The following is a 24,872-nucleotide window of genomic DNA, read 5'->3' as shown; positions in this document are numbered from 1 at the left end:
TCTCTTTCAAAATGTTAAAAAAAGTTAAGCTCAATTGAAACACTGTGATAAGTATTAACACTTGATTACCTTCACTTTAAACTAAAAAAATGAAGAAATCATGTTGAAACTCTACTTTAAAATAGCTTGGAGAAACTTATTGAAACGGAAGTTTTATTCTTTCGTTTCAATCTTGGGTTTGTCGGTGGGTATTTCGTTTACTTTACTGATTGTTACTTATATCTGGGGAGAATTACAGGTAAATGCTGATTTGAAAAACGTTGAAAATCAGTACTTAATTCAAAGCAAATGGAAGAAACCCGACATTGGTTTAGAAATCACGACGCTTGCTCCGTTGGCAAAAACGTTGAAGGTGAATTACCCCCATTTGGTAGAAAATTATTATGGTTTTGAAGGTTATACTTCTACGATTTCAAACGGTGACAAGGCTTTCAGAGAAGATATTCAAATTGGCGATGCTACTTTATTGAAAATGTATGGTTTTACATTGCTTTATGGCGACCGTCAAACGGCTTTAGACCAACCTTATTCTATGGTAATTTCGTCGGAACAAGCCATTAAGTACTTTGGTAAATTAGATTGCGTTGGCAAAAGCCTGACGGTAGAATCAAATGCTGGGAGCAAAAAGAGTTTTATGATTTCGGGGGTTTTAGGAAAAGTAAATACCAATTCGGTGATGAACTTACTTTCTGATACCAGAATTCCGATTTTCATGTCTTTTGAAAGTAGTAAATTCTGGGGAATCGAAAAGTACTTCGCTTGGAACAATCCTTATAATGTTGGCTATGTTGAACTGAAAAATGGGGTAAATCCAGCAACAGTTACGCAAGTAATGGCGAAACTCATCAAAGCCAACGCACCCGAAAATATCAGTGCCAATCTTCAAGCTTACCTTGTTCCGATGAAAGAGGTTTATCTTGAAGCCAACAACGGCATTGTAAAAAAGACCATTCTTACGCTATTTTTCGTGGCTTTGTTTATTCTGTTGATGGCAATTGTTAATTTTATCAATATGTCTATCGGCAATGCAGTTACAAGACTCAAAGAAATCGGTGTTAGAAAAATGCTTGGTAGTCAGAAAAAGCAATTAATGCTTCAATTTTTGGCAGAATCTATCTTGATTTCTTTGTTCAGTTTATTGATTTCACTGATTCTTTATGAAGTATTTCAGCCCTTTTTCGGACAAATGCTACATAAGAAAATACCTTCTTTGTTGGCGGTTTCACCATATTTTTATCTTTTTGCCATACTTTTTTCTGTGCTAATTGGCTTGATTTCGGGTGTTTATCCCGCTTTTATTTTGTCTAATTTGCCTTCCATAGATTCTTTAAAAGGCAAATTGAAATCTATCAAAGAGAATATTTTCCTAAGAAGAGTCCTTATCGTTTCGCAGTTTTCGATTGCTCTGTTTGTTTGTGTTGGGGCAAGTGTGATTAATAAACAGGTCAATTACTTTTTTAACAAAGATTTAGGCTATCAGAAAGAAGCCATTGTTACTTTAAGTGTTCCTCGTGATTGGTCGCCACAAGGCGTTGATAAAATGGAACGCATCCGAGACGAAATGGCAAAACTCAAAGAAGTAAGTCAAGTAAGTTTGTCGTATGATATTCCAGCAGGACATGGTGGCAACAACAATGCTTTTTATAAAATGGGGCAAGATTCTACCCAAGCGGTGTATATTCAGACCATTACAACCGATGAAAAATATGCAGATACTTATCAAATTCCTTTAGTTTCGGGCTTATATTTTCAGCGAAAACAAGAGCGTTTTCAAACAGGAAAAATTGTTGTAAACGAAACGGCTATAAAAACTTTAGGATTTAAAAAGCCCGAAGAAGCCGTAGGTCAGCAAATCAGGATTCATTATTATCCACAGCCATTTACGATTGTTGGCGTTACAAAAGATTTTCATATTGCTTCAATGCACAAAGCCATTTCGCCTTTGGTGTTTATGAATGTAAGAGATTTTCCTTTTTTTAGGTACTTATCTTTCAAAATTCAGCCGAATAATCTTGCTCAGTCTTTATCGAGTATCGAGCAAAAATGGAAAATATTAATGCCCGGTTCGGCTTTTGAATATACTTTTATTGACGATACCTTACAAAAGTTGTATCAATCTGAAATTCAACTCAAAAAAGCCTCGCAAATCGCCACGGTTTTATCGGGAATCATTGTGCTATTGGGAATTTTAGGAATGGTTTCGATGAGTATTGCTCGCAGAACCAAAGAACTGGGGATTCGCAAAGTATTGGGTGCTTCGAGTATCAGTATCGTCATGCTTTTTCTGAAAGAATTTGTGGTTTTAATAGCCATTGCTATTGTAATTGCCTTTCCACTTGGCGTAATGAGTATGAACAATTGGCTAGCAGCTTATGCCTATCGTATTGATTTAAGTTGGCAAATATTTGCCACTGTTGCTTTCGGATTCAGCATTATTATTAGCCTTTTTGTATTTTTGCAAACTTTTAAAACTGCTTTGGCAAATCCTATAAAGAGTTTAAGAACAGAATAAAATAAGTAGAGATGTTGTATAGCAACGTCTCTACTTATACGAGTTTAATTTTGACAAATACAACAACTGCACAGTACTTAAAACTAATAGAACAGTTATGACAAAAAACTATAAAGCATTATTTTTTTTACTAACCATTATCAATGCTTGCACCGTTTCAAAAAATATCAAAAGTAATCAAACCAAAGAATCGTGGAATGCAACTTTTGACAGTTTTAACGGAAAAGAAAAACTAGCGTTTAAAAAACAAACCAACTCGTTAGCTTATTTAAGTTCTGCATTATCAATAACTGAAGGAAGTTTGAGTCTTTGGGTAAACCAAAAATTATTACCAAATCCACACAAAGTAAATCATACCCAGTTGAGTTTAGAACAAGATGTAAATATTCAAATCATCGGCAAAAATGCTAAAGGGGCTTATGGGCTAAAGTACCCTATTTATGAAAACAAAAAAATCAATATCAACTACAATATCAACATAGAAGTATTAGCATTAGCCAATTTTTTGATCAACTACGAGGATTTTGCCAATATTCCCAATGAGCAAACTTTTAACATAAACGGAAAAGACATTAAGGTAAAAGATTTGTATGCAACAAACCTGAAAATTGCCAATGAATTTAAACCGTATCTGAATGCTAAAAATCTTCAAATAATTAAGCCCTATTTCGACAAAAAGTTCTACTTACAATATGCTAATTTGTTGTTAAGCTTAGAAACTTTTCCTCATGCTAAAATAAAGAGCAATAATCAATTTGTGAGTGAGTTTTCCTCTTTTGAAGATGCTGAAAATTTTATCAATGCCTTTAACAATTTGTATAAAGAAATTCTTTTTGACCAGTTTTTAGAAAAATACCAAGCCTTTTATGATGAAATGCTTTTGGAGGTTTCACAAAATATTCCAAAACAAAATTTCATTACCGAAATGGAACATTTTTATGGCAAGGAAGTGAAAAGTTACAATTTATACCCAAGTCTCACCCTTGGCTTTAGTCAAGGATTTGGTGTTGGAGGCGAGAATATGATAGGGAATGTTTTTGCCTGTTTTAACAAACCAGAAAAAATTGATAATCCCAAAGATTTAGCGTTAGGTTTTAACAATGCAACTTCTCTTCGTACGATTTGTATTCACGAATTTGGGCATTCTTTTATTAATCCAGCTATCGATAAAGTTGATACTAAAGTGATAAACTCCAAGACGGCGTTTTTTGAGCCAATCAAAAATAAGATGTCTGAACAAGGCTATTCTGATTGGAAAATATGTCTTTATGAACATTTTGTGAGGGCCAATGAAGTGATTATAGCAAGGCTGCTCAACGACAGACAAAAAGCAGATGAGCTTTTTCAGGACAATATTCAAAATAGGTCTTTTGTGTATCTTCCTCAAATTATTGAAAAATTGGAATATTGGTATAATAATGAGTATTTAGAAAAATCGTATGAAGAGAAAGTGAGTGAAATTATCAGTGAACTACAATAAGAAAAATGGCTACTAACCAATCAGAAATAACCTAGCAATAGCTTTGAAATACAACAAAACCCTCCTGAGTACCCATCAAAATATGCTAGGTACAGGAGGGTTTTTGAGTAAATTATTCAGATAGCCTAAGTCGTTCTGTTTTTTACATAAGTATCTACCCATTTAAGCAAATAAATCGCTACAAGCATACTTCCAATTACGGTATAACCCAGTATATCATAGCGTTCTAGTTTTCCAGAAGGAGCTTTTACTACAATAAGCCCAGCCACCAACGATGCTATACCACCAGAGATTTGTTGTATCGACGAGTTGACACTCATAAAAGCACCTCTGTCGGAAGGTACAGGTACAGAGGTCATCAAAGCCGACGACGAAATCATGCGAGAAGAGATACCCGCAAACATAAAAATATTGATAGCCATTACTACCAAAAGGGGTGTTGTTCCTAAATTACAGAAAATACCCACCAATACACTACTCACAACCGAGCCAATCACAAACATTTTATACTTCCCGATTTTATCGCTAAGTTTTCCAATAAAAGGGCCAAATACCAAAGATGCAATACCCGTAGCACCGTACAAAAGAGGTAATTGTTGCAAAGAAATCCCTAAATTGTTGGTACTAAAGGCACTCCCAAACGGCATAAGCATAAATCCACCCGTGGCTAATAACACAGTACCCATAAACGCCCTTAAATAGTGTGGTTTTGATACCGTATGAAACAAATGGATAAAAGGGTTTCCATCTTTTTGTAAAGCCAAATGACTGGTTAGTGGCTGCATTTTAGTGAAAATTACCACTCCAACAACTAGGCCAACGCCCACAATCATCCAAAAAGGAGCGTGCCAGTCGTACATATTGGCCAATAGTAAGCCTATAGGCAAGCCAAGCACCTGACTGGCAGCAAACGACATTTGGACAAATCCCATTACTCTACCACGTACTTCGGGCTTAAAAATATCGGAAATAACAGCCAACGAAACCGAGCCAATCACTCCACCAAATATACCCGTAAAGATTCTTGCTGCTAGCAAAAAAGTATAATTAGTAGCCAAAGCACATAAGGCCGTACCTACCAAAAAGCCTATATAAAAAAATAATAGAAACTTTTTTCTGTCAAACTTGTCAGCAAAACCTGCCGCCAACAAGCCCGAAGCCCCCGCACTAAAAGCATAAGCCGATACCACCATACCAAATTGATGTGGATTGATTTGTAAAGTAGGCATCAAAATTGCCCCTAAAGGCGACAACACCATAAAATCTAAAACAACGGTGAATTGTATAAAAGATAAAACCGCTATCATAAAGATTTGATAGGGGGTAAATATTTTTTGGTTTTCCATAAGAATAAAAATTGACAAAGAATAGAATAAACTAATCACTCAGTTCTTCGCAAGTGAAGCCAAGTGAAAGAATGGTTTGGATAATAGATTGTGAATCGGAATGAGTAGACTCAACCCTAAGAATTTTGTCGCAGTCGTCTAAGTCAATATTTACCCTGATATACTCAGGCAAGTTAAGAGCTTGATAAACCAACGTTGCTTGATGTATAGAATTGATATTAGTTTTGAAAATAAAAATGTCTAGAACCTTTTCCATCGGTCTTTGGTAGATTAGGGTTTAAGGGCTTTGATAACCAATTCAAAAGTCTGACGCATTATAGGCTCACTCAGCGAAAATGCCCGCTCGCCAATACTTTGTCCTTCTTGGTGAAATTTAATAAGCTGAAAAAGAGGAGCATACGCAACCGTCCAGAAAACTTCTAAGGGAAGGGGCAGTAACTCACGGTTGTCAATGGCATTTTTGATAAATTGTCCCATAATATTTTTAAAATTTGGAGCAATGGTTTCTTGAATTCTTGGCCGAAAAGGGGAATGTTTAAGTTGTTCATGAAAAGCTGTTGCAATAGGGTTTTCGAGCCAGTATTTCGATCTGTTTTTCCACTGAACCCAAAGCCCCTCTTCAAATGGCATATCTGGAGAAAAGTTTTCAAAGGTAGCTTCCGTCATTTTTTTGCCCGCTTCTATGCCTAGCTGTATAATCAAATCGTCTTTGTCTTTATAATAAATGTATAAAGTAGCAGGCGAAACCTGTGCCGCTTTGGCAAGCTTGTGCATACTGAACCCCGTAAAACCTAACTCTACCAACAATGCTAAAGCTTGTTCTTTTACTAAGGCTTCTTTATTTTCATCTCTGACTCTCATTTTACAAATATAAATGAATGTTTGTTCTTTTAAAAAATATTTTACAAAAATCTCTTCAAGCAAAAAAATAAGCAACTTTGTTCATTGAATATACTCGAACACTTTATAATAGCCCAACATGAACCAACGGATTGCTCATATTGCATTGGTAGTAGATGATTACGACGATGCGATTCAATTTTATACCCAAAAACTCAAATTTGATTTGGTAGAAGATACACCATTGAGTGCCACCAAACGATGGGTACGTGTCAAGCCCAAAGGCGATTCCGATTTCTGTTTGTTGTTGGCCAAAGCCGATAGCGAAGAGCAATTGAGTAGAGTCGGTAATCAAACGGGCGGACGAGTATTTCTTTTTATGTTTACCGACAACTTTCAGCGAGACTACGATGCTATGGTCTTGGAAGGGATTAATTTTATTCGCCCACCTCGCAAAGAAGCCTATGGAACGGTAGCCGTTTTTGAGGATTTGTACGGTAATCTCTGGGATATTATCGAGCCAGTTGTATGATCGCATATTGTCGACAAGCCCAACATGAGTTATCGCTAATTTAGTGAATAGAGATTGAATGATTGTTTTTTATGGCTACCTCGTGAATCCCAACAAGAGGTCTTTATTGTAAATTGTCCCAAAATTCGGGATGGCTCATGTTTTGATTCTACCCAAGCAATTGTATAAAATATGTATATTTTATACAATTTATAACTGACCTGAAACAGGCTTCTGAAGCCCTATTTCTTCTTTTGTGGGTCGTTCATTCATCTACTAGCTGGAAAAAATAGAACAATTTAAAACAGTATTTTATCACAAATTTAGAATAAACTGAGTAAAAAGTGCCCTTAAACTGGCTTTCAAGCATAACTAAACCCTAAAACCTTTTCCTCATAACTATTTACTATTTAAAGATTTATTATTATGACACTCGAAAAAAAAGAAAGTGTAAGCAGAAGAGCATTTTTAGACCTTTCACTGAAAAGCTCGCTTGCTACAGCGGCATTTGCTGGTGGTTTTCCAAGTATTGTTCCTGCATCTGTTTTTGGGAAAAATGCACCTAGCAACCGTATCAATATTGCAGCAATTGGTACTGGTCGCATTTCCAGAGGCCACGATATGCCTGGGGTTTGGAAATATGACAATGCTTTGATTATGGCCGTTTGTGATGTCGACTCCAATAGGGCTAATGCTGCCAAACAACTTGTAAATGAGTATTATACCAAAAAAACAGGTAAAGATTACGACGGTGTAAAAGTATATACCGACTATCGTGAGCTGTTGAACAACAAAGATATAGATGCTGTGCTGGTGAGTACGCCCGACCACTGGCATGCTCCTATTGTTATTAATTCAGTACGAGCAGGCAAGGATGTATACATGCAAAAACCTGCTTCGCTAACTATTGAAGAAGGTAGAAAAATGGCCGATGCCGTAAAAAAATCTGGTCGAATAGTACAAGTGGGAAGCCAACAAAGGTCGATGTCGCAATTTAGATACGCGGCCGAATTGGTACGGAATGGGCGGATTGGGCAACTCAAAACCGTGTATGTAGGCTTGCCAGGCGACCCCTCGGGCGATACCGAGCTAGAAATGCCTATTCCTAAAAACCTTAATTATGATATGTGGTTGGGTACAACGCCCGAAGTCTATTATACCGAAAAAAGGGTACATCCTCATGTGGGTTTTGACCGTCCAGGCTGGCTGCGTTGCGAGCAGTTTGGGGCAGGTATGATTACTGGCTGGGGTTCGCATCATATTGATTGTGCCCATTGGGCCATGAATACCGAGCATACTGGGCCAGTAGAGATTTGGGGAAGGGCCGATTTTCCTAAAAGTGGTCTTTGGAATGTTCATGGAATTTTTAGGACGGAAGCACAATATGCCAACGGGGTTCGTATGATTGTTACCAATGAAATAGCCAACGGTATTAGGTTTGAAGGAACAGAAGGCTGGATTTTTGTTTCTCGTGGAGACGCTTCGGTAACTACCAGTGACCCTATTGCCAAACAAAATGCAGCCAAAGCCTTGGATGCCAGTAATCCGAAGATTATTCAATCTGAAATAGGGGCAAACGAAATACATTTAACCGTTAGTAAAGACCATCATGGCAATTGGTTAGAAAGTATTGTTAGTAAAAAAGATCCAATTGCTCCTGCCGAAGTAGGACACCGTTCTTGTACAACGTGTTTGTTGCATCATGCGGCCATGAAACTACAACGGAAATTATTTTGGAATCCTGAAAAGGAACTTTTTATCAACGATATTGAAGCTAACAAGTTATTATCTCGCCCACAAAGAGCCGAATACGCCGTGCGGTAGTAGTGAATGAGTGATTTAGTGATATAGTTGAATGTAGTTCATTTCTTCATTCCTTCATCCCTTTATTATTATATTTTATGAAAACTAGATTTTTGATTGCTTTAGCATCACAATTGGCCTTGTTTTCGGCTGTACACGCACAACAAAAATCCGATGAAATTCGGATAGTAACCCTTGATCCTGGGCATTTTCATGCGGCGTTGGTTCAGAAAAACATGTACCCACAGGTAAGTTCTAAAGTACATGTATATGCCCCTCAAGGAGCTGATTTACAGATGCACCTTGGGCGTATTCAAGCTTACAACCAACGAGCCGAAAACCCTACCAAGTGGGAAGAAGTTGTGTATTCATCGCCAGATTTTTTTGAAAAAATGGTACAGGAAAAAGCCGGTAATGTTGTTGTAATGGCAGGTAATAACCTAAAGAAAACCGAATATATAAAAAAAGCAGTAGATGCTGGTTTTAATGTATTGGCCGATAAACCTATGGTAATAGATGCCGCTCGTTTTGGACTACTCAAACAAGCTTTTGAAATAGCCGCTAAAAAGAAAGTCTTGCTTTATGATATTATGACCGAGCGGTCAGAAATTACGACCATTTTGCAAAGAGAACTTTCTATGCTTTCTTCGGTTTTTGGTGTTTTAGAAAAAGGAACACCCAGTAATCCTGCTGTAACCAAAGAAAGCGTTCACCACTTTTACAAATATGTATCTGGAAGTGTGCTTACTCGTCCAGCGTGGTTTATGGATGTAGCCCAACAAGGCGAAGGTATTGTTGATGTAAATACACACCTTGTTGATTTGATTCAGTGGGAGTGTTTCCCTGAGCAAATTATTGATTATCAAAAAGATATTAAGCTACAATCGGCTAGCCGTTGGGCAACCGACATAAGCCTGAGCCAATTTAAGGCTATTACCAAACTTCCCGATTTTCCTGCCTATTTGCACAAAGATGTTGTAAACGATACGCTGCTTAAAGTGTATTCAAATGGTGAAATCAATTATACCATCAAAGGAGTACATGCCAAAGCGTCGGTAATTTGGGCATACAAAGCTCCAGAAGGCGGTGGCGATACCCATTATTCTATTATGCGAGGAACAAAAGCCAACATTATTATTCGTCAAGGAGCAGAGCAAGCCTATAAACCAGCGTTGTATATCGAGCCTATTCAGGAGAGTAAGCTTTATCAAACACAATTAGAAGCGGCATTTGCCAAAGTACAAAAGAAGTTTCCAGGTGTTACACTCAAGAAAATCACTAAAGGTTGGGAAGTAGAAATCCCTGAAAAGTACAAAGATGGTCATGAAGCTCATTTTGGACTAGTGATGGCTCGCTATCTGGAATACCTCAAAAAAGGAGCTTTGCCCAAATGGGAAGTACCCAATATGCTTGCCAAATATTATACAACTACCCAAGCTTTAGAATTAGCCAAAACAAAGGGAAAGTAACTTATACTTAAACAGCTCAAAATTAGTAATATTATGAATAATAATAGAAGAGATTTTATCAAAAACTCCCTGAGCTCGGCGGCAGGGATAGTAGTTGCAGGAGGAGTAACTCAAGATGCTCTGGCGGACTTCTCAAAAAGTTATAAAAATATATACCTGAAAACCAATAAATTAGCTGAGCCACGTATCAAGTTTGCTGTAATTGGCATGAACCACGGGCATATTTATGGACAGGTAGAAGCCGTTATTAGAGGAGGAGGGCAGTTGGTATCTTTTTATGCCAAAGAAGCTGATTTGGTATCGGCTTTTGCCAAAAAATATCCGCAAGCCAAACAGGCTTTATCCGAAAACGAAATACTCGAAGACAAATCTATTCAACTTGTGTTAAGTTCGGCTATTGCCAATGAACGAGCTCCGTTGGGTATTCGGGTAATGAAGCATGGCAAAGATTTTATGGCCGACAAGCCCGGAATTACTACATTAGAGCAACTGAGCGAAGTAAGAAAAGTACAAAAAGAAACCAAACGTATTTACTCTATCATGTTTAGCGAACGCTTTGAAAACCGAGCTACTGTAAAAGCTGGCGAGTTGGTAAAAGCGGGTGCTATAGGTAAGGTTGTACAAACTATCGGGCTAGGGCCACACAAAATGAATGCCCCGACTCGCCCTGCATGGTTTTTTAATAAAGAACAATTTGGTGGAATTATTTGTGATATAGCCTCGCACCAGTGCGACCAGTTTTTGTTTTTTACGGGTTCGACACAAGCCGAGGTAGTAACCTCCCAAATAGGTAATGTTAATCATCCTCAATATCCACAGTTTGAGGATTTTGGCGATTTAATACTCAAAGGTAATGGTGGTACGGGCTATATTCGGGTAGACTGGTTTTCGCCCGACGGGCTCAAAACTTGGGGAGATGGTCGCCTAACTATTTTAGGAACAGAAGGATATATCGAGATTCGGAAAAATATAGATATTGCAGGGCGAGAAGGAGGCAACCATTTATTCTTGGTAAACCAAAAGGATACTCAATATATCGATTGTAGTCAAGTGGTATTGCCGTATGGAACTTTGTTGGTTGATGATGTGCTGAACAGAACCGAAACCGCTATGCCACAGGCTCATTGTTTTCTGGCTACCGAATTAGCTATTAAAGCCCAAAAAAATGCCAAGAAAATATAGTGTATTAGCGTAAAAAGCGTTTTTATTAGCTAATGCCTTTGTCAGGCTTGTAATAGCACCCCTTACAGTAATAATATTTCTGTAAGGGGTATTTTTTTGTACTTTACCAATAAAGTTATTTTTCTGATAGACAAGTATAAATAACCTATTTTTAACTTTTTGAGATAGAAAAGATAGAAGCGAGGAGTACAGCATAATCAGTTTTCTATGAAAAACACAACAAATTCATCAAGACTATCATCATTAGACGCACTTCGGGGCTTTGATATGTTTTGGATTATTGGAGGTGAAGGGCTTATTCATGAATGGGCAAAAGCGTCTAACAACGGTATGCTCAATTGGATGTCGGGCCAATTGCACCATTCAGACTGGAACGGATTTACATTTTATGACTTAATTTTTCCCCTTTTTATTTTTATTGCAGGTGTCTCTATGCCCTACAGTATTGGTAATCAGCTTGCCAAATTTTCGCAAGGCAATCCCCAAAATATTAAATGGCAAATAGCCAAAAGCCTAATAAGAAGGGCATTGATATTGCTATTTTTGGGGATGGTTGTCAATGGTCTGTTCAAGTGGCAGGGCTACGAAAATACCCGATTGGCCAGTGTTTTGGGACGAATAGCCTTGGCATGTTTGTTGGCAGGCATCATATTTCTTTATACCAACCTCAAAACCCAAATTGGTCTTTTTGTGGGTATTCTAGTGGGTTACTGGCTAGTGATGGCGTTGGTTCCAGTTCCCAATTTCGGAGCAGGTGTTTTTACCAAAGAAGGTAACCTTGCCGCCTATATCGACCGTCTGTTTTTACCTGGCAAACTTCACCGAAAAGTGTATGACCCCGAAGGCCTCTTGTCTACTATTCCGGCGGTATGCAATGTGCTTTTGGGCATCTTTGTAGGGCAGTTTTTGCGTTGGCAAAATACCCAATGGACAAACCTCAAAAAAATTGCAGTAATGCTTTTGGCGGGTTGTGTGCTAATTGTACTGGCATTGTTTTGGAATACTGTTTTTCCTATCAACAAAATTATGTGGACAAGCTCATTTGTGCTTTGTACAGGTGGGTTTAGTTTGTTTTTAATGGCTTTTTTCTACGGCATAATAGATGTTTTGGGTTATAAAATATGGGCAATGCCTTTGGTTTGGATAGGGATGAACTCTATCACTATTTACTTGGCTGCACATGGCCTATTCAATTTTGAGTCTACAGCCTTGTATCTTTTTGGAGGAATAATTCAAAAAATGACAATAGCTTGGCAACCCGTTGGATTGGCTTGGGGTATTGTAATTGTACAAATAGGATTTATGTGTTTTTTGTATAAACAAAAATGGTTTTTGAAAGTGTAACAAAGAATTCACGCATATAAAATCTGTAAAATACTATGATGAAAAAAAAGATAAAACTCTTGATAGTAATGCTATTGCTGTCGGGTTCGGCTATGGCACAGGTAGACTTGGCGGCCTCAAAAGCACTTATAAAACGTGTTTTGCCTAAATATGCTATGGCTTTTGAGGTAGCGAGTATTCCACAAGAAAATGGTAAAGATGTTTTTGAAATAGAAAATAAAGGACATAAAATTGTATTGCGTGGTAGCTCAGGCGTAAGTATTGCTTCGGCTCTCAACTTCTACTTAAATGAGTATTGTCACTGTCAGATAACTTGGAATGGTACAAATCTGAACTTACCCGCCAACTTACCTAAGGTTCAAGGAAAAGTACATAAAAACACTTCATTTGAATACCGCTATTATCTCAACTATTGTACCTTCAATTATAGCATGAGCTGGTGGGATTGGGCTCGTTGGGAACAAGAAATAGACTGGATGGCCTTACATGGTATCAATATGCCTTTGGCCATTACGGGCGAAGAATACACTTGGTACGAGGTTTATAAAGAAATGGGTTTCAGCGACCAAGATCTGGCTTCTTTTTTTAGTGGACCTGCCTATTTCTCGTGGTTCTGGATGGGTAATTTAGATGCTTGGGGCGGGCCACTTCCTTTTAGCTGGATGAAAAGCCACAAAGAACTACAAACCAAAATTTTGGCAAGAGAGCGTGCTTTGGGTATGATTCCTGTGTTGCCAGCTTTTACAGGTCATGTGCCTTCGGCTTTTAAAAAGAAATACCCACAAGCCAAACTCAAAGCAACCAATTGGACAAACGGTTTTGCCGATACGTATATTCTGGATTCTGAAGACCCCCTTTTTGCTGAAATCGGTAAGAGGTTTTTACAAAAACAAACTGCATTGTTTGGTACAAATCACTTTTATTCGGCCGATACTTTCAACGAAAACGAACCCCCAACCGACGACCCAGCTTTTTTGTCGAAACTGAGTGCAAGGGTATATGAAGGAATGAAACAAGCCGACCCGCAGGCGGTTTGGGTAATGCAGGGATGGCTTTTTTATAGCGATAGAAAATTCTGGAAAGAACCCCAAATCAAGGCTTTGCTCGATGCCGTACCAAACGACAAAATGCTCCTGCTCGACTTAGCTTCCGAAATAGAACCCGTTTGGAAAAGAACTCAAGCCTATTATGGTAAGCCGTGGGTCTGGAATATGCTCCATAATTTTGGGGGCAATGTAAACCTTTTTGGCAGAATCGAAGGGGTCGCCAATGGCCCTATCGATGCCCTCGATAATCCCAATAAAGGCAACCTAAAAGGAATAGGCTTGACCATGGAGGCTATCGAACAAAACCCTGTATTATACGAGCTAACAATGCGTCATGTTTGGGAAAGCCAACCTCTTGATTTAGACAAATGGCTAGATGGTTATATCTTGAATCGCTATACCAAACTAACACCTAAGACACAGGAAGTTTGGCAGATATTAAAGAAAACTGCCTATAATGGTAAAGAAATCCGAGACGGAGCGGAGTCTATCCTTACTGGAAGGCCAACTTTTGATTCGGCTGCAAAATGGACACGTACAAAACTCAATTATCCTCCTAAAGAGCTATTGCCTGCTTGGAAATTAATGGTCGAGTCTACTGCCGATTGTGGTAAAAGCGATGGTTTTCAGTACGATCTGGTCGATATTGCCCGTCAGGTTTTGGCTAATTATGCTTTGCCTTTACAAAAAAAATGGGTTGTTGCCTACAAAAACAAAGACCAAGCTGCCTTTGAAAAATATAGCCAAGAATATTTGGTGCTGATGGATGATTTAGACCAACTATTGGCTACTCGCAAAGACTTTTTGCTAGGAAAATGGATTGCTGATGCTCGCCGAAATGGTACAACACCAGCAGAAAAAGCCTTATACGAGCAAAATGCTAGAGATTTAATAACCCTATGGGGCGACGAAAATAGCCCGTTGCACGAATATTCAAACCGCCAGTGGAGTGGCCTAATGAGCGATTTTTATAAGCCTCGCTGGCAACAGTTTTTTGCAAAAGTAAAAACGGCTTTGACCAAAGGCGAAGAAGTGAATACCGAAGCTTTCGAGAAGGAAATTAGTCGGTGGGAATGGCAATGGGTAACTACCCAAAAAAGCTTTCCAACACAACCTACTGGTAATGCCAACCTTGTAGCCAAAGCACTTTACGACAAATACTATCAAAAAATAGCAGCAGCATACTCAAAATAAAAAATGATTGATAAAAAAATTCTTCTCGTTTTGTTACTTCCTTTAGGGAGTTTTGCCCAAAAAAAACCAATGGATTATGTCAATCCATTGGTAGGGTCTGCCCCAAGCACTACAAAAAGTGCACAGAAACACAGCGAAGCTGGTTCTGAAACCAAGGGGCAAATTGTTCCAGCTATCGGTGTACCACAAGGTATGACCACTTGGACACCTCAAACCCGTGCTACCGAACAAAAATGTATTCCTCCTTTTTATTATAACGATACCAAAATTCAGGGTTTTCGAGGCACTCACTGGATGAATGGTAGTTGTGTCCAAGATTATGGAAGCCTCACGGTTATGCCAATGTCGGGGCATTTACAAACTGACCCCGTAAAAAGAGGTGAAAGTTTTGATAGAAAAAAAGAAATCGTAAAACCTTCATATTATAAAGTAGAGCTAATAGAAAGCAAAATCAAAGCCGAAATGACCGCTACTTGTCGTTCTGGGTTTTTAAAATTCACCTTCAATAGTACCAACGACAACTATGTGTTAATAGAACCTAATTCAGACGAAGGAGAAGGTTTTATTCAGATTTTTCCAGAAAAAAAAGAAATAGTAGGCTATAACCCTGTTCACAGAATTTACCAAGGTTTGGGACAACCCGCAGGATTTAGTGGCTATTTTGTTGTAAAATTTGAACAGGATTTTCAAGATTTTGGTACTTGGCTCAACGACGCTATCTCTCCAAAGTCGACAGCCGTACAAGGTACTGGCAAAAAAGAAAAAGTAGGAGCATTCCTAAAATTTAATACTCAATCAGTAAAAGTAAAAATAGGAACATCGTTTTCAAGTATAGCAGGAGCTCGAAAAAATCTGGATACTGAAATTACCGATTGGGATTTTGAAAAAGTCCAAACCAATACAGCCAATATTTGGAATCAATCTTTAGGCAAAATTACTCTAAAAGGCCGTGAAGACGACAAGCAACTATTTTATACCGCCTTGTACCATGCCAAGCTTACGCCAAGGGTATTCTCAGATATTGACGGGGCTTATCCGCAGTTTGCAGGTGGGGCCAAAATAGAATATGCCCAAGGATTTGATTATTATGAAGACTACAACCTATGGGATACCTATCGGGCGGTACACCCTTTACATACCTTATTAGAACCTCGACAAACTGCCGATATGATGCAGTCGTTGGTCAAAAAGGCCGAGCAAGGTACGTGGCTACCGACTTTTCCATGCTGGAACCATTATACCGCCGCTATGATAGGCGACCACGCTATTGCAGCCATTGGCGATGCCTATTTGAAAGGTATCAAAGGCTTTGATATTAATACAGCGTATATATATATGCGTAAGAATGCCTTTGATGTAAATACCAATGCCAAAAGCTACGAAGAGGGCAAAGGTCGTCGGGCTTTGGCATCGTATTTACAGTACAATTATATTCCTTTAGAAGATTCTGTTTGGCAAGCATTTCATAAACGAGAGCAAGTATCTCGTACCTTAGAGTATGCCTACGACGATTTTGTATTAGGACAAGTTGCCCAAAAATTAGGTAAACAAAGCGACTATCTAGCCTTAAATGCAAGAGCACAAAACTACAAAAATGTAATAGAACCCATGAGTGGTTATGCCAGAGGACGCTACGCCAATGGCAAATGGCTCGAAAAGTCTGACCCATTTGCCCAACGAGCTAGCTTTATTACCGAAGGCTCGCCTGCACAATATACTTTTTATGTACCACACGATGTACAAGGACTTATCAATCATATTGGCGGAAAAAAACGATTTATAGAAAAACTCGATACTTTATTCGAGCAAGGGTATTACTGGCATGGCAACGAACCCAACAACCAAATTGCCTATTTGTACCCTTATGCTGGCCAAGCTTGGAAAACCCAAAAGCAGATTCGTGAAATTATTAGAGAAGAATACGATACTTCGGCAGGTGGTTTGAGCGGCAATGAGGACGGCGGACAAATGTCTGCTTGGCTTGTATTTAGTATGATGGGCTATTATCCTGTTTGCCCAGGTACGCCCAATTATGTATTAGGCAGTCCTTTATTTGATGAAATAAGTTTGTCGTTGCCCAATGGTAAAAAGTTTACGATAAAGACAATCGGCAATACCGAAAATGCCCCTTATATACAATCTGCTACCCTCAACGGAGTCCCATATAATAAGTATTTGCTCACACATCAGCAAATATTACAAGGAGGTACGCTCGTCTTCAAAATGGGAACTAAACCTAATGAAAAGTGGGGAAAATAAACGATTGAAAATAATGTAATCATAAAGGGTTTTCCATTAGCAAACGAGTCTATTCGTTTGCTAATAGAAAATCATAAAAATTCAGACAGATAATAACACAAACAGCAATTTATGGAATGATAATAGAAAAAAAGTCAGAATACACACCTATTGGCAACTAATACTTCAAGTTAGTAAAATAGCCTATTTTGCACGATTAATATAACATTAGTAATGTGTGAAATTCGTTTGAAAAAATCAGAATAAGCGGTTACATTTGGCAAATAATCTTATGAACATATTTATTATTCTGACTGAATGAAAGAGATAAAAGCCATTGTTGAAGCATATAAACAGATAGATTTTCAGGTAAAAAAGGCAGCTTTAGCAACCGTTGTTAGGGTAGAAGGGTCGTCGTATCGCCGAACTGGTGCCAGAATGCTGGTGACTGATGCAGGTGAATGGATAGGAGGGATTAGTGGCGGGTGCTTGGAGGGCGATGCTTTGAAAAGGGCAAGATTGGCCATGGCTCAACAAAAAGCTACTATTGTTACTTACGATACCACCGACGACGACCCCTACCAGATTGGGGTTGGCTTGGGTTGTAATGGTATTATCGATGTATTACTCAGTCCTTTAGATGCCAATAACACCGAAAATCCTGTAAGGGTACTCGAAGATATTATTGAAAAACGGCTACCTTCTATTTTACTTACTGTTACCGAATCGCAGCATCCTGGCTTAGTATTGGGGCAGGTATTTCGCTACGACAATGAAGATAGCTTTAAGGCAAAATTTCCTGATAAATCTCTTGCTTTGGAAGTGATAACGGCTATAGATGAAGTATTAAGTTTAACGAAATCAAAGAGTTATAGTTTTGAGCTAGCAACAGGAGAGCGGGTTACTATATTTGTGGAGGTGCTTGTTCCTGCAACGCATTTGTTGGTATATGGAGGCAATTATGATATTTATCCAATGGTAAAAATTGCCAAAGAAGTAGGCTGGAAGGTTTCGGTAGTTTGTAATCCATTGAAGGTACATAAGTCGTTATTTGAGCTAGCAGACGCTGTTATTGCCAAAGAGAACGGACATCAAGTAGCTATCGACGTTTTTACGGTGGCTTTGCTAATGGCTCATGATTATGAAACTGATTTTGGCAATCTTCGGTACTTTATAGATACCCCTATTCCTTATATTGGTATGCTTGGCCCCAAAAAGCGTACCGACAAAATGTTTACAAAATTGAACGAAGAGGGTCGTTTTTTCTCTGAGCAAGAGCTTCAGCGAATAGCCACACCTGTTGGCTTGGACATCGGAGCAAATACCCCCGAAGAAATCGCTATTTCGATTGTGGCAGAAATACGGGCATTTTTTGCCAAGCGTGACGGTGGCCGTTTACGCTTGCGCAAAAAACCAATTTATGAATAGGTTATAAATATTGATACAAAAAGGTAATAACCAATACAACTATATTGCTATCAGGCTATTACCTTTTTATGGATAAACCCTAAACGAGTTCGCCTTCCAAAATAAAGCGTTCTATTACTTCTGCTACGCCATCGTTGTTGTTGGAAGCAACAATTACATTGGCTTTATCACGTAGCTCGGGTGTTACATTATCTACCCAAACCCCCAAGCCTGCATATTCAATCATACTGAGGTCGTTGTTGGCATTGCCTACTGCAATAATTTCTTCGGCAGTAATATTTAGCTTTTGAGCTAATCGAGCCAAGCTTGCCGCTTTGTCAATTCCCTTTTGCATAATTTCTAAGAAAAAAGGCTTCGACGTAGTAATACTTTTATGAGTTATCTGAGCTTTGAGCTTTTCGCCTACTTCTTGCAAATAGGTAGGTTCTGCAAGCATAATACATTTTACAGCAGGCTTCTGAACGGCTTTCTTAAAATCAGTTACTTTTACCAAAGGCATTCCTGTGAGCTGAGCCTCAATATCAATATATTCCGACTCGGAAGAGGCAATGATTGCTCCGTCGAGATAGGTAATCAAATGGACATTGTTGGCTACGCTAAAATCATATAATTCATGGATATGCTCTTGACTAATACTTTGCTCAAATAGCACTTCCTCCGTTTTCATCTCAATAATCACCGCCCCGTTATAGGCCAAAATATACGAACCAAACGCAGGCAAGTCTAAATCTTTGGCATACGAAATCATAGCGGGTGTAGGTCGGCCAGAGGCCAATACTACATAAACGCCCATTTCTTGGGCTTGGCGAATCATGGTTTTGTTTTTCTCAGAAATGATATGGTCATCTGTCAGAAGTGTGTCGTCCATGTCCAACACTAACATTTTATATTTCATCGGGATATACTTTTTTTACAAAAATATAGGCAAAAAAATACCCCCAATAAGTTCAGAAGAAGATTCCTTTTATTACACAATTATTGCTTGAATAAGCCCAATTTATGGCTTGATAATCAATAAATAACAATAATCAGCGTCGAGGTTTTCTAGGACAGATGTACTATTGAACAAAATTTGACTTGTTTTATAAAACGAACAACAATCGTCATCAAGATGCTGATTGACATAGGTCAGTGTTCCAATTTGGCTTTCGCCCGACAGAAGTATATAGTTGGTGATTTTTTCATTGCCTGCACTCAGCCAACCGATTTCGTCGGTACTCAAAAAAGCCTCTCCTGTGTTTGGCGTAACAAGTCTTAGGTCAATCGTTTTAGCAACGCCCTTGCTGGTATAACGAAGTGAGTATGGTGTTTTTGAGCTAATATTTTCGTTTTTAGTATTTAGAACTTTACAACGAAAAGAGGCTGGAGGTGAAAAGCAAGCTATGTCTTTACATTTACTGCAAGAGCTTATTAGCCAGGCAAATAGGAACAAAAATGCGATGCGGAGGGGTTTCATAGATAGGTTAAAATTAGATAGATACGATATACTGCGTAAAGCTAAAATATAATTCTGGGAAAACCAGAAATAACTGCGTATACTTTTTAAACGTCAAAAGCGTTTCCAGAATAAAAAAAATACCTATGACTACCACACAGAACAAAATCTTGGTGATTGTTGCTTTATTAATTTCTTATTATCAATCAGAAGCTCAAAATAACTCGTTGAGTCAGATTTTTTATCCCAATATTACCCTCAAAACCGAGGCGATTCCGAGTGTAGGCTATGACGGTTTGCACGAATACGGCCTTACTCGTAGTTCAATATTGGGTTTTGTACCACTTAGCACCGACCTGAATGTAGGTATTGGTATTGGTAAAAAATGGGATATTCAGGCAAAGCATACTTTTTTGGTAGCCAATTTAGCCCAAATAAATACTACTATCGACAATAAAGAAACGCCTACTGGTGGTTTTAAAACGGCTTCGGTGGGAGTTATTCAGCTAAAGGCAAGTTTGCGCGACAAATTTTGGCTTTATGGTGGAGGTTTGGGCGTTACCGAGTCGAACGAAACCTTTTTTTCGCCACAACCCTATATGTGGGGCGGCGTAGCCCGTATGCGGATTTTTGGTTTAAACTCTCAGCTTCTCTACGGAACGGTAGTAGTGTATAACCAGCGTTTTAGACTCATTCCTATTTTTGGGTTCAACAAAAAGATAAATTCAGATTGGCGTATTTCGGGTATTTTGCCATTTCAGGTAAACGGTATTCGCAAAATAAACGAATGGTTCAATGTAAGTGGAAATGCGGTTTTGGGTGGGTTTAGCGGAGGTTTTCAGGATATAGCCTTCAATGAAAAACTCCCTCGCAAAGAAAACTACCAACATATCAAATTTACGGTGTCGGCCAATGCCCATATTTTAAAGGTATTCAATGTGTCGTTAGAAGGCGGACTTGTCACGTTTCGTCAGTTGAGGTATTTCAATGCCTCAGGCGACAACATTGATTCATTTACCCCTTCAACCGCCCCCTATTTTGGAGCAAGTGTTCGGTATATTTCTAGCAAGTCCAAAATGTCAACAAAGCTAATGCAAAAAATAGGTCTTTTTTAAACAGGATTTTTTGCAGAAAAGATAACGTCAATAACATAAGTCATCCTGAATTAGTGATTTAGTGATTTAGTGATTTGTGATTTAGTGATTTAGTGAATTGTGAATTGTGAATTAGTGAATTGTGAATTAGTGAATTGTGAATTAGTGATTTAGTGATTCTGAAATTTAATATGAAAACATAAGTTATCCCGAATATTTAGATCAAAAAATAGGTCTCTATTTTAAATTACCTCAACATTCGGGATAACTCATGTCGACAAAGCAAATATCGAACCCCATCGTCCAAAAGTCAATATATAAGTAAGTCAATGAACACTCACTCACAATGCACTCACTCACCATTAATACCCTCTTTCTAAATTGGCCATATTGAGTAAAGGCTCACCTTTTTCAAAACGCTGAAGATTTTCCAAAAAGAAATTGATTTTATTCAGGTTCTCCTCCGCCCATCCACCCGAAGTATGTTGTGTTAGCAGCACATTAGGCATCTGCCAGAGTACATGGTGTGGAGGCAAAGGTTCAGTGGCTGTCACATCCAATACCGCCCCAAAGATTTTGTTTTCCTGTAAAATATCAATTAGAGCCTCTTCATCTACAGCCGAGCCACGGCCAACATTCACAAAAAGAGCTGAAGGTTTGAGCAGTTCAAGCAAAGATTTATTAATCAGCCCGATAGTTTCCTGTGTTTCGGGCAAACAAGCCACCAGAATATCCAAATCTGGCAAAAACTGCCCAAGCGTATTGATGTTCAAAATGCTATCACCTTTGGCAGTTCTAGAAAATATTTTAATATCACAGTCGAAGCCCGTTAAGATTTTGGCTGTTTTTAGGCCAATAGCCCCCCCGCCCAAAATTCCTACTTTAGCGTTTTCTAACAAATGTAAACTAGCACGCATAGGCGTACCAACCCATTTTTCGGTAGTCTGCCAACGAGCCAGCCTGTCGATACCCCTATACATAGCCATAATACCCGCTACAGCAGTTTCGGCAACCGACTGACCAAAAAAGCCTTTAAGATTGGTAATCGGAAAAGCAGGAAGAGTTAGTTGCTGGTACGGATCGAGTCCCGCCGAGTGTAATTGTAGCCACTGTAGGCTAGTATTAGCTTGAGCCCAAGCTAAAGGTATATTCCCCAAACACAAATCAGAGGAAAGAAACGCCTCCTTGCGGTTTTCTTCCGAAAGTTCACTGCCAAAGCAAAGCTCGTATCGAGTAGGTAAATTTTGCCTGAAATAGGCTTTTTCAGTGTCACTGAATATGGTATGGACAAAAATTTTCATGAAATAGTATTTTGGAAGTACATTAAGTTTTGGAAAAGTAGTCAATTTTGGTCAAACACCATAGCCCTAAAAGAGCGGTGAAGGGGCAATCTAACCAAAAAAGCAAGAAAAATTAAGAACCAAGAGCCATTTTTAGCCCCAAGAGGCCAATTTGTCCGAAGTATTCCTCTAAGCTGTCAGTGCCAAAACAAGGTTATTTCTGCCATTTTGGAAAAGACATACAAAGACTTTTCCGAAAAAATGGCAATAAAATGTCGCTAATTATGACAATCTGTCAGCAAAAAAAGCTCAAAATAGACTTGGCATTATGATTGTTAAATAATTACACGAAGTCAGATGAAAAGCGAAGAAGAACAAATAGACTCAGCATGCGAGTCTAAAAACATTTGACCGTTTTAAGGAACAAAAAAAGATATTTAACAATAATTAATTCACTCTAACAATGGGAAAAATTATCGGTATTGACTTAGGCACAACCAACTCTTGCGTTGCAGTAATGGAAGGAAACGAGCCAGTCGTAATCGCTAACTCAGAAGGTCGTCGTACTACACCTTCAATCGTAGCTTTTTTAGATAACGGAAATGGAGAACGTAAAGTTGGTGACCCAGCAAAACGTCAGGCTATCACAAACCCTAAAAACACGATTTCATCAATCAAGCGTTTTATGGGTAAGCGTTATTCGGAAGTAGGTAGCGAATTAAAAACGATTGCTTATTCAGTAGAACAAGGTTCAAACGACACTCCACGTGTTCGTATTGGTGACCGTTTATATACACCACAAGAAATTTCTGCTCAGATTTTAACAAAAATGAAGCAGACTGCTGAAGACTATTTAGGACAAACAGTTACAGAAGCGGTTATTACAGTACCAGCTTACTTTAACGATGCAGAACGCCAAGCTACCAAAGAGGCGGGTGCTATTGCAGGTTTGGAAGTAAAACGTATCATCAACGAACCAACTGCCGCAGCATTGGCTTATGGCTTGGACAAAGGTGGTAAAGATATGAAAATCGCTGTATTTGACCTTGGTGGTGGTACATTCGATATTTCAATTTTAGAATTGGGTGATGGCGTATTTGAAGTAAAATCTACCGACGGTGATACACACTTGGGTGGTGACGACTTCGACCAAGTTATCATCGAATGGTTGGCTGACGAATTCAAAAAAGACGAAGGTGTAGATTTGCGTAAAGATGCTATGGCATTACAACGCTTGAAAGAAGCTGCTGAAAAAGCAAAAATCGAATTGTCATCAGGTGCATCTACCGAAATCAACTTGCCGTATATCTTCCCTGTAGATGGTATGCCTAAGCACTTGGTTCGTACATTGTCACGTGCTAAATTCGAGCAATTAGCAGACTCTTTGATTCAAAGAATGTTAGAGCCTTGCCGTCGTGCCATGAAAAACTCTGGTTACAGCAACTCCGACATCGACGAAGTTATCTTGGTTGGTGGTTCAACACGTATTCCACGTGTAGTTGAAGAAGTAGAGAAATTCTGGGGCAAAAAAGCATCTAAAGGTGTAAACCCTGACGAAGCTGTAGCGATTGGTGCAGCCGTACAAGGTGGTGTGTTGACAGGTGAGGTAAAAGACGTATTGTTGCTAGACGTTATTCCGTTGTCGTTGGGTATCGAAACTATGGGTGGTGTATTCACCAAATTGATTGAAGCCAACACAACAATCCCTACGAAGAAATCAGAAACATTCTCGACAGCTTCTGACAACCAACCTTCAGTAGAATTGAATATCTTACAAGGCGAACGTCCGATGGCAGCCAACAACCGTTCATTGGGTCGTTTCCACCTCGACGGTATTCCACCAGCACCACGTGGTGTACCACAAGTAGAAGTAACATTCGATATAGATGCCAATGGTATCCTTCATGTGTCGGCAAAAGACAAAGGAACAGGCAAAGAAAGCAACATCCGTATTGAAGCATCGAGTGGATTGACAGATGCCGAAATCGAAAAAATGCGTCAAGAAGCAAAAGCAAACGAAGCCGCAGACAAAGCAGAAAAAGAAAAAATCGAAAAAATCAACCAAGCTGATTCATTGATTTTCCAAACAGAAAAACAATTGAAAGAGTACGGCGAAAAACTTTCGGAAGGCAACAAATCTGCGATTGAATCAGCATTGACAGAGTTGAAAACAGCTCACGCATCACGTGACGTAGCCTCAATAGATGCTTCTCTCGAAAAATTGAACAACGCTTGGATGGCAGCATCACAAGAAATGTATGCACAAGGTGGCGACACCGCACAGCCAACAGGCGATGCCGGTCAATCAGCTAACGCAGGCGGCGGTTCTTCACAAGCAGAAGACGTTCCGTTTGAAGAAGTAAAATAAGAAGTCGTTAATCGGCTCTTAGCCTTTGGCTAAATATAGTAAAGTGTTACAAAATCTCCTTTAAGGAATCTTTCAGTTTTTGGAAGGAGATTTTGTGACACTTTTTTTGTGGTGTTTATCCTTATATTGGGTTGGATAGACGCAATAGTTTAGTAAATTATTGGGTATATTGTGGTTATATACTTGTTACAGGCAAGCGTAGGAAGACCGTCAAACCATCAAACTTCAAGTTTCAAAAAGACTGCTTGTGTATTTGACCAATGAAAAATTATCAAAAAAATACTTTAAAATGTATTTTTTTG

18 protein-coding genes are annotated in these 24,872 nt (G+C 38.8%); 12 read left to right on the top strand and 6 right to left on the bottom strand.

The window, feature by feature from the left end; all coding sequences use genetic code 11:
• Window positions 1-100 precede the first annotated feature (100 nt).
• Window positions 101-2,512, top strand: coding sequence for an ABC transporter permease (locus FLEMA_RS0111490; protein ID WP_026997697.1), 2,412 nt, complete (start codon window positions 101-103; stop codon window positions 2,510-2,512).
• 97 nt (window positions 2,513-2,609) lie between these two features.
• The gene (locus FLEMA_RS0111470; protein WP_044171278.1) at window positions 2,610-3,992 is read left to right on the top strand and encodes a DUF4932 domain-containing protein; all 1,383 of its coding nucleotides are present in this window, start codon (window positions 2,610-2,612) and stop codon (window positions 3,990-3,992) included.
• A gap of 125 nt (window positions 3,993-4,117) precedes the next feature.
• Here the strand turns inward: FLEMA_RS0111470 and FLEMA_RS68290 are convergent, their stop codons facing one another.
• From FLEMA_RS68290 to FLEMA_RS0111425, 3 genes are read right to left on the bottom strand one after another with little or no spacing between them, the layout of a single operon-like run.
• On the bottom strand, window positions 4,118-5,338 hold the full coding sequence (locus tag FLEMA_RS68290; RefSeq protein ID WP_044171277.1) for an MFS transporter: 1,221 nt from the start codon (window positions 5,336-5,338) through the stop codon (window positions 4,118-4,120).
• Window positions 5,339-5,369: 31 nt separating this feature from the next.
• Window positions 5,370-5,594: a hypothetical protein gene (locus tag FLEMA_RS0111430; protein WP_026995518.1), complete on the bottom strand. Its 225-nt coding sequence runs from the start codon at window positions 5,592-5,594 to the stop codon at window positions 5,370-5,372.
• Window positions 5,595-5,608: 14 nt separating this feature from the next.
• Window positions 5,609-6,199, bottom strand: coding sequence for a TetR/AcrR family transcriptional regulator (locus FLEMA_RS0111425; protein ID WP_026997696.1), 591 nt, complete (start codon window positions 6,197-6,199; stop codon window positions 5,609-5,611).
• Window positions 6,200-6,317: 118 nt separating this feature from the next.
• Here FLEMA_RS0111425 and FLEMA_RS0111415 point away from each other — a divergent pair, with 118 nt between their 5' ends.
• The 8 genes from FLEMA_RS0111415 to FLEMA_RS0111345 all read left to right on the top strand — a co-directional run bounded on the left by FLEMA_RS0111415 (window position 6,318) and on the right by FLEMA_RS0111345 (window position 18,393).
• Entirely contained in the window at window positions 6,318-6,710 is a 393-nt protein-coding gene (locus FLEMA_RS0111415) for a VOC family protein (protein ID WP_026995517.1), read from the top strand.
• A 405-nt stretch (window positions 6,711-7,115) separates the two neighbouring features.
• Window positions 7,116-8,513 (top strand): Gfo/Idh/MocA family protein, encoded by a 1,398-nt coding sequence (locus FLEMA_RS0111395; protein ID WP_026995516.1) that lies wholly within the window; start codon window positions 7,116-7,118, stop codon window positions 8,511-8,513.
• Between the two features lie 77 nt (window positions 8,514-8,590).
• A complete protein-coding gene (locus FLEMA_RS0111390; protein WP_026997695.1) occupies window positions 8,591-9,961 on the top strand; it encodes a putative oxidoreductase C-terminal domain-containing protein in 1,371 nt (456 codons plus the stop codon).
• Between the two features lie 33 nt (window positions 9,962-9,994).
• On the top strand, window positions 9,995-11,143 hold the full coding sequence (locus tag FLEMA_RS0111380; RefSeq protein WP_026995515.1) for a Gfo/Idh/MocA family protein: 1,149 nt from the start codon (window positions 9,995-9,997) through the stop codon (window positions 11,141-11,143).
• A gap of 207 nt (window positions 11,144-11,350) precedes the next feature.
• On the top strand, window positions 11,351-12,487 hold the full coding sequence (locus tag FLEMA_RS0111375) for an acyltransferase family protein (RefSeq protein WP_026997694.1): 1,137 nt from the start codon (window positions 11,351-11,353) through the stop codon (window positions 12,485-12,487).
• A 35-nt stretch (window positions 12,488-12,522) separates the two neighbouring features.
• Window positions 12,523-14,727, top strand: a complete 2,205-nt coding sequence (locus FLEMA_RS0111370; protein ID WP_026997693.1) for an alpha-N-acetylglucosaminidase — start codon at window positions 12,523-12,525, stop codon at window positions 14,725-14,727.
• A 3-nt stretch (window positions 14,728-14,730) separates the two neighbouring features.
• Entirely contained in the window at window positions 14,731-16,986 is a 2,256-nt protein-coding gene (locus FLEMA_RS0111360; RefSeq protein ID WP_044171274.1) for a GH92 family glycosyl hydrolase, read from the top strand.
• Between the two features lie 297 nt (window positions 16,987-17,283).
• Window positions 17,284-18,393, top strand: a complete 1,110-nt coding sequence (locus tag FLEMA_RS0111345; protein ID WP_026995513.1) for an XdhC family protein — start codon at window positions 17,284-17,286, stop codon at window positions 18,391-18,393.
• A gap of 79 nt (window positions 18,394-18,472) precedes the next feature.
• Here the strand turns inward: FLEMA_RS0111345 and FLEMA_RS0111340 are convergent, their stop codons facing one another.
• Window positions 18,473-19,288, bottom strand: coding sequence for a Cof-type HAD-IIB family hydrolase (locus FLEMA_RS0111340; RefSeq protein ID WP_026995512.1), 816 nt, complete (start codon window positions 19,286-19,288; stop codon window positions 18,473-18,475).
• A gap of 102 nt (window positions 19,289-19,390) precedes the next feature.
• Window positions 19,391-19,849: a hypothetical protein gene (locus FLEMA_RS68285; protein ID WP_044171272.1), complete on the bottom strand. Its 459-nt coding sequence runs from the start codon at window positions 19,847-19,849 to the stop codon at window positions 19,391-19,393.
• Between the two features lie 125 nt (window positions 19,850-19,974).
• Here FLEMA_RS68285 and FLEMA_RS0111310 point away from each other — a divergent pair, with 125 nt between their 5' ends.
• Complete coding sequence (locus tag FLEMA_RS0111310) at window positions 19,975-20,943, top strand: hypothetical protein (protein ID WP_026995509.1); 969 nt, start codon at window positions 19,975-19,977, stop codon at window positions 20,941-20,943.
• Window positions 20,944-21,284: 341 nt separating this feature from the next.
• Here FLEMA_RS0111310 and FLEMA_RS0111300 read toward each other — a convergent pair whose 3' ends face one another.
• Window positions 21,285-22,223: an NAD(P)-dependent oxidoreductase gene (locus FLEMA_RS0111300; RefSeq protein ID WP_026995508.1), complete on the bottom strand. Its 939-nt coding sequence runs from the start codon at window positions 22,221-22,223 to the stop codon at window positions 21,285-21,287.
• Between the two features lie 442 nt (window positions 22,224-22,665).
• On the opposite strand from FLEMA_RS0111300, the gene dnaK reads away from it, so the two are divergent.
• On the top strand, window positions 22,666-24,570 hold the full coding sequence (gene dnaK / locus FLEMA_RS0111285) for a molecular chaperone DnaK (protein ID WP_026997692.1): 1,905 nt from the start codon (window positions 22,666-22,668) through the stop codon (window positions 24,568-24,570).
• Window positions 24,571-24,872: the final 302 nt, after the last annotated feature.

The organism is Flectobacillus major DSM 103 (genome assembly GCF_000427405.1).
Taxonomy (GTDB): Bacteria; Bacteroidota; Bacteroidia; order Cytophagales; family Spirosomataceae; genus Flectobacillus; species Flectobacillus major.
The sequence above is the reverse complement of the archived record's forward strand: the minus strand, read 5'-3'. Positions and strand labels throughout refer to the sequence as shown.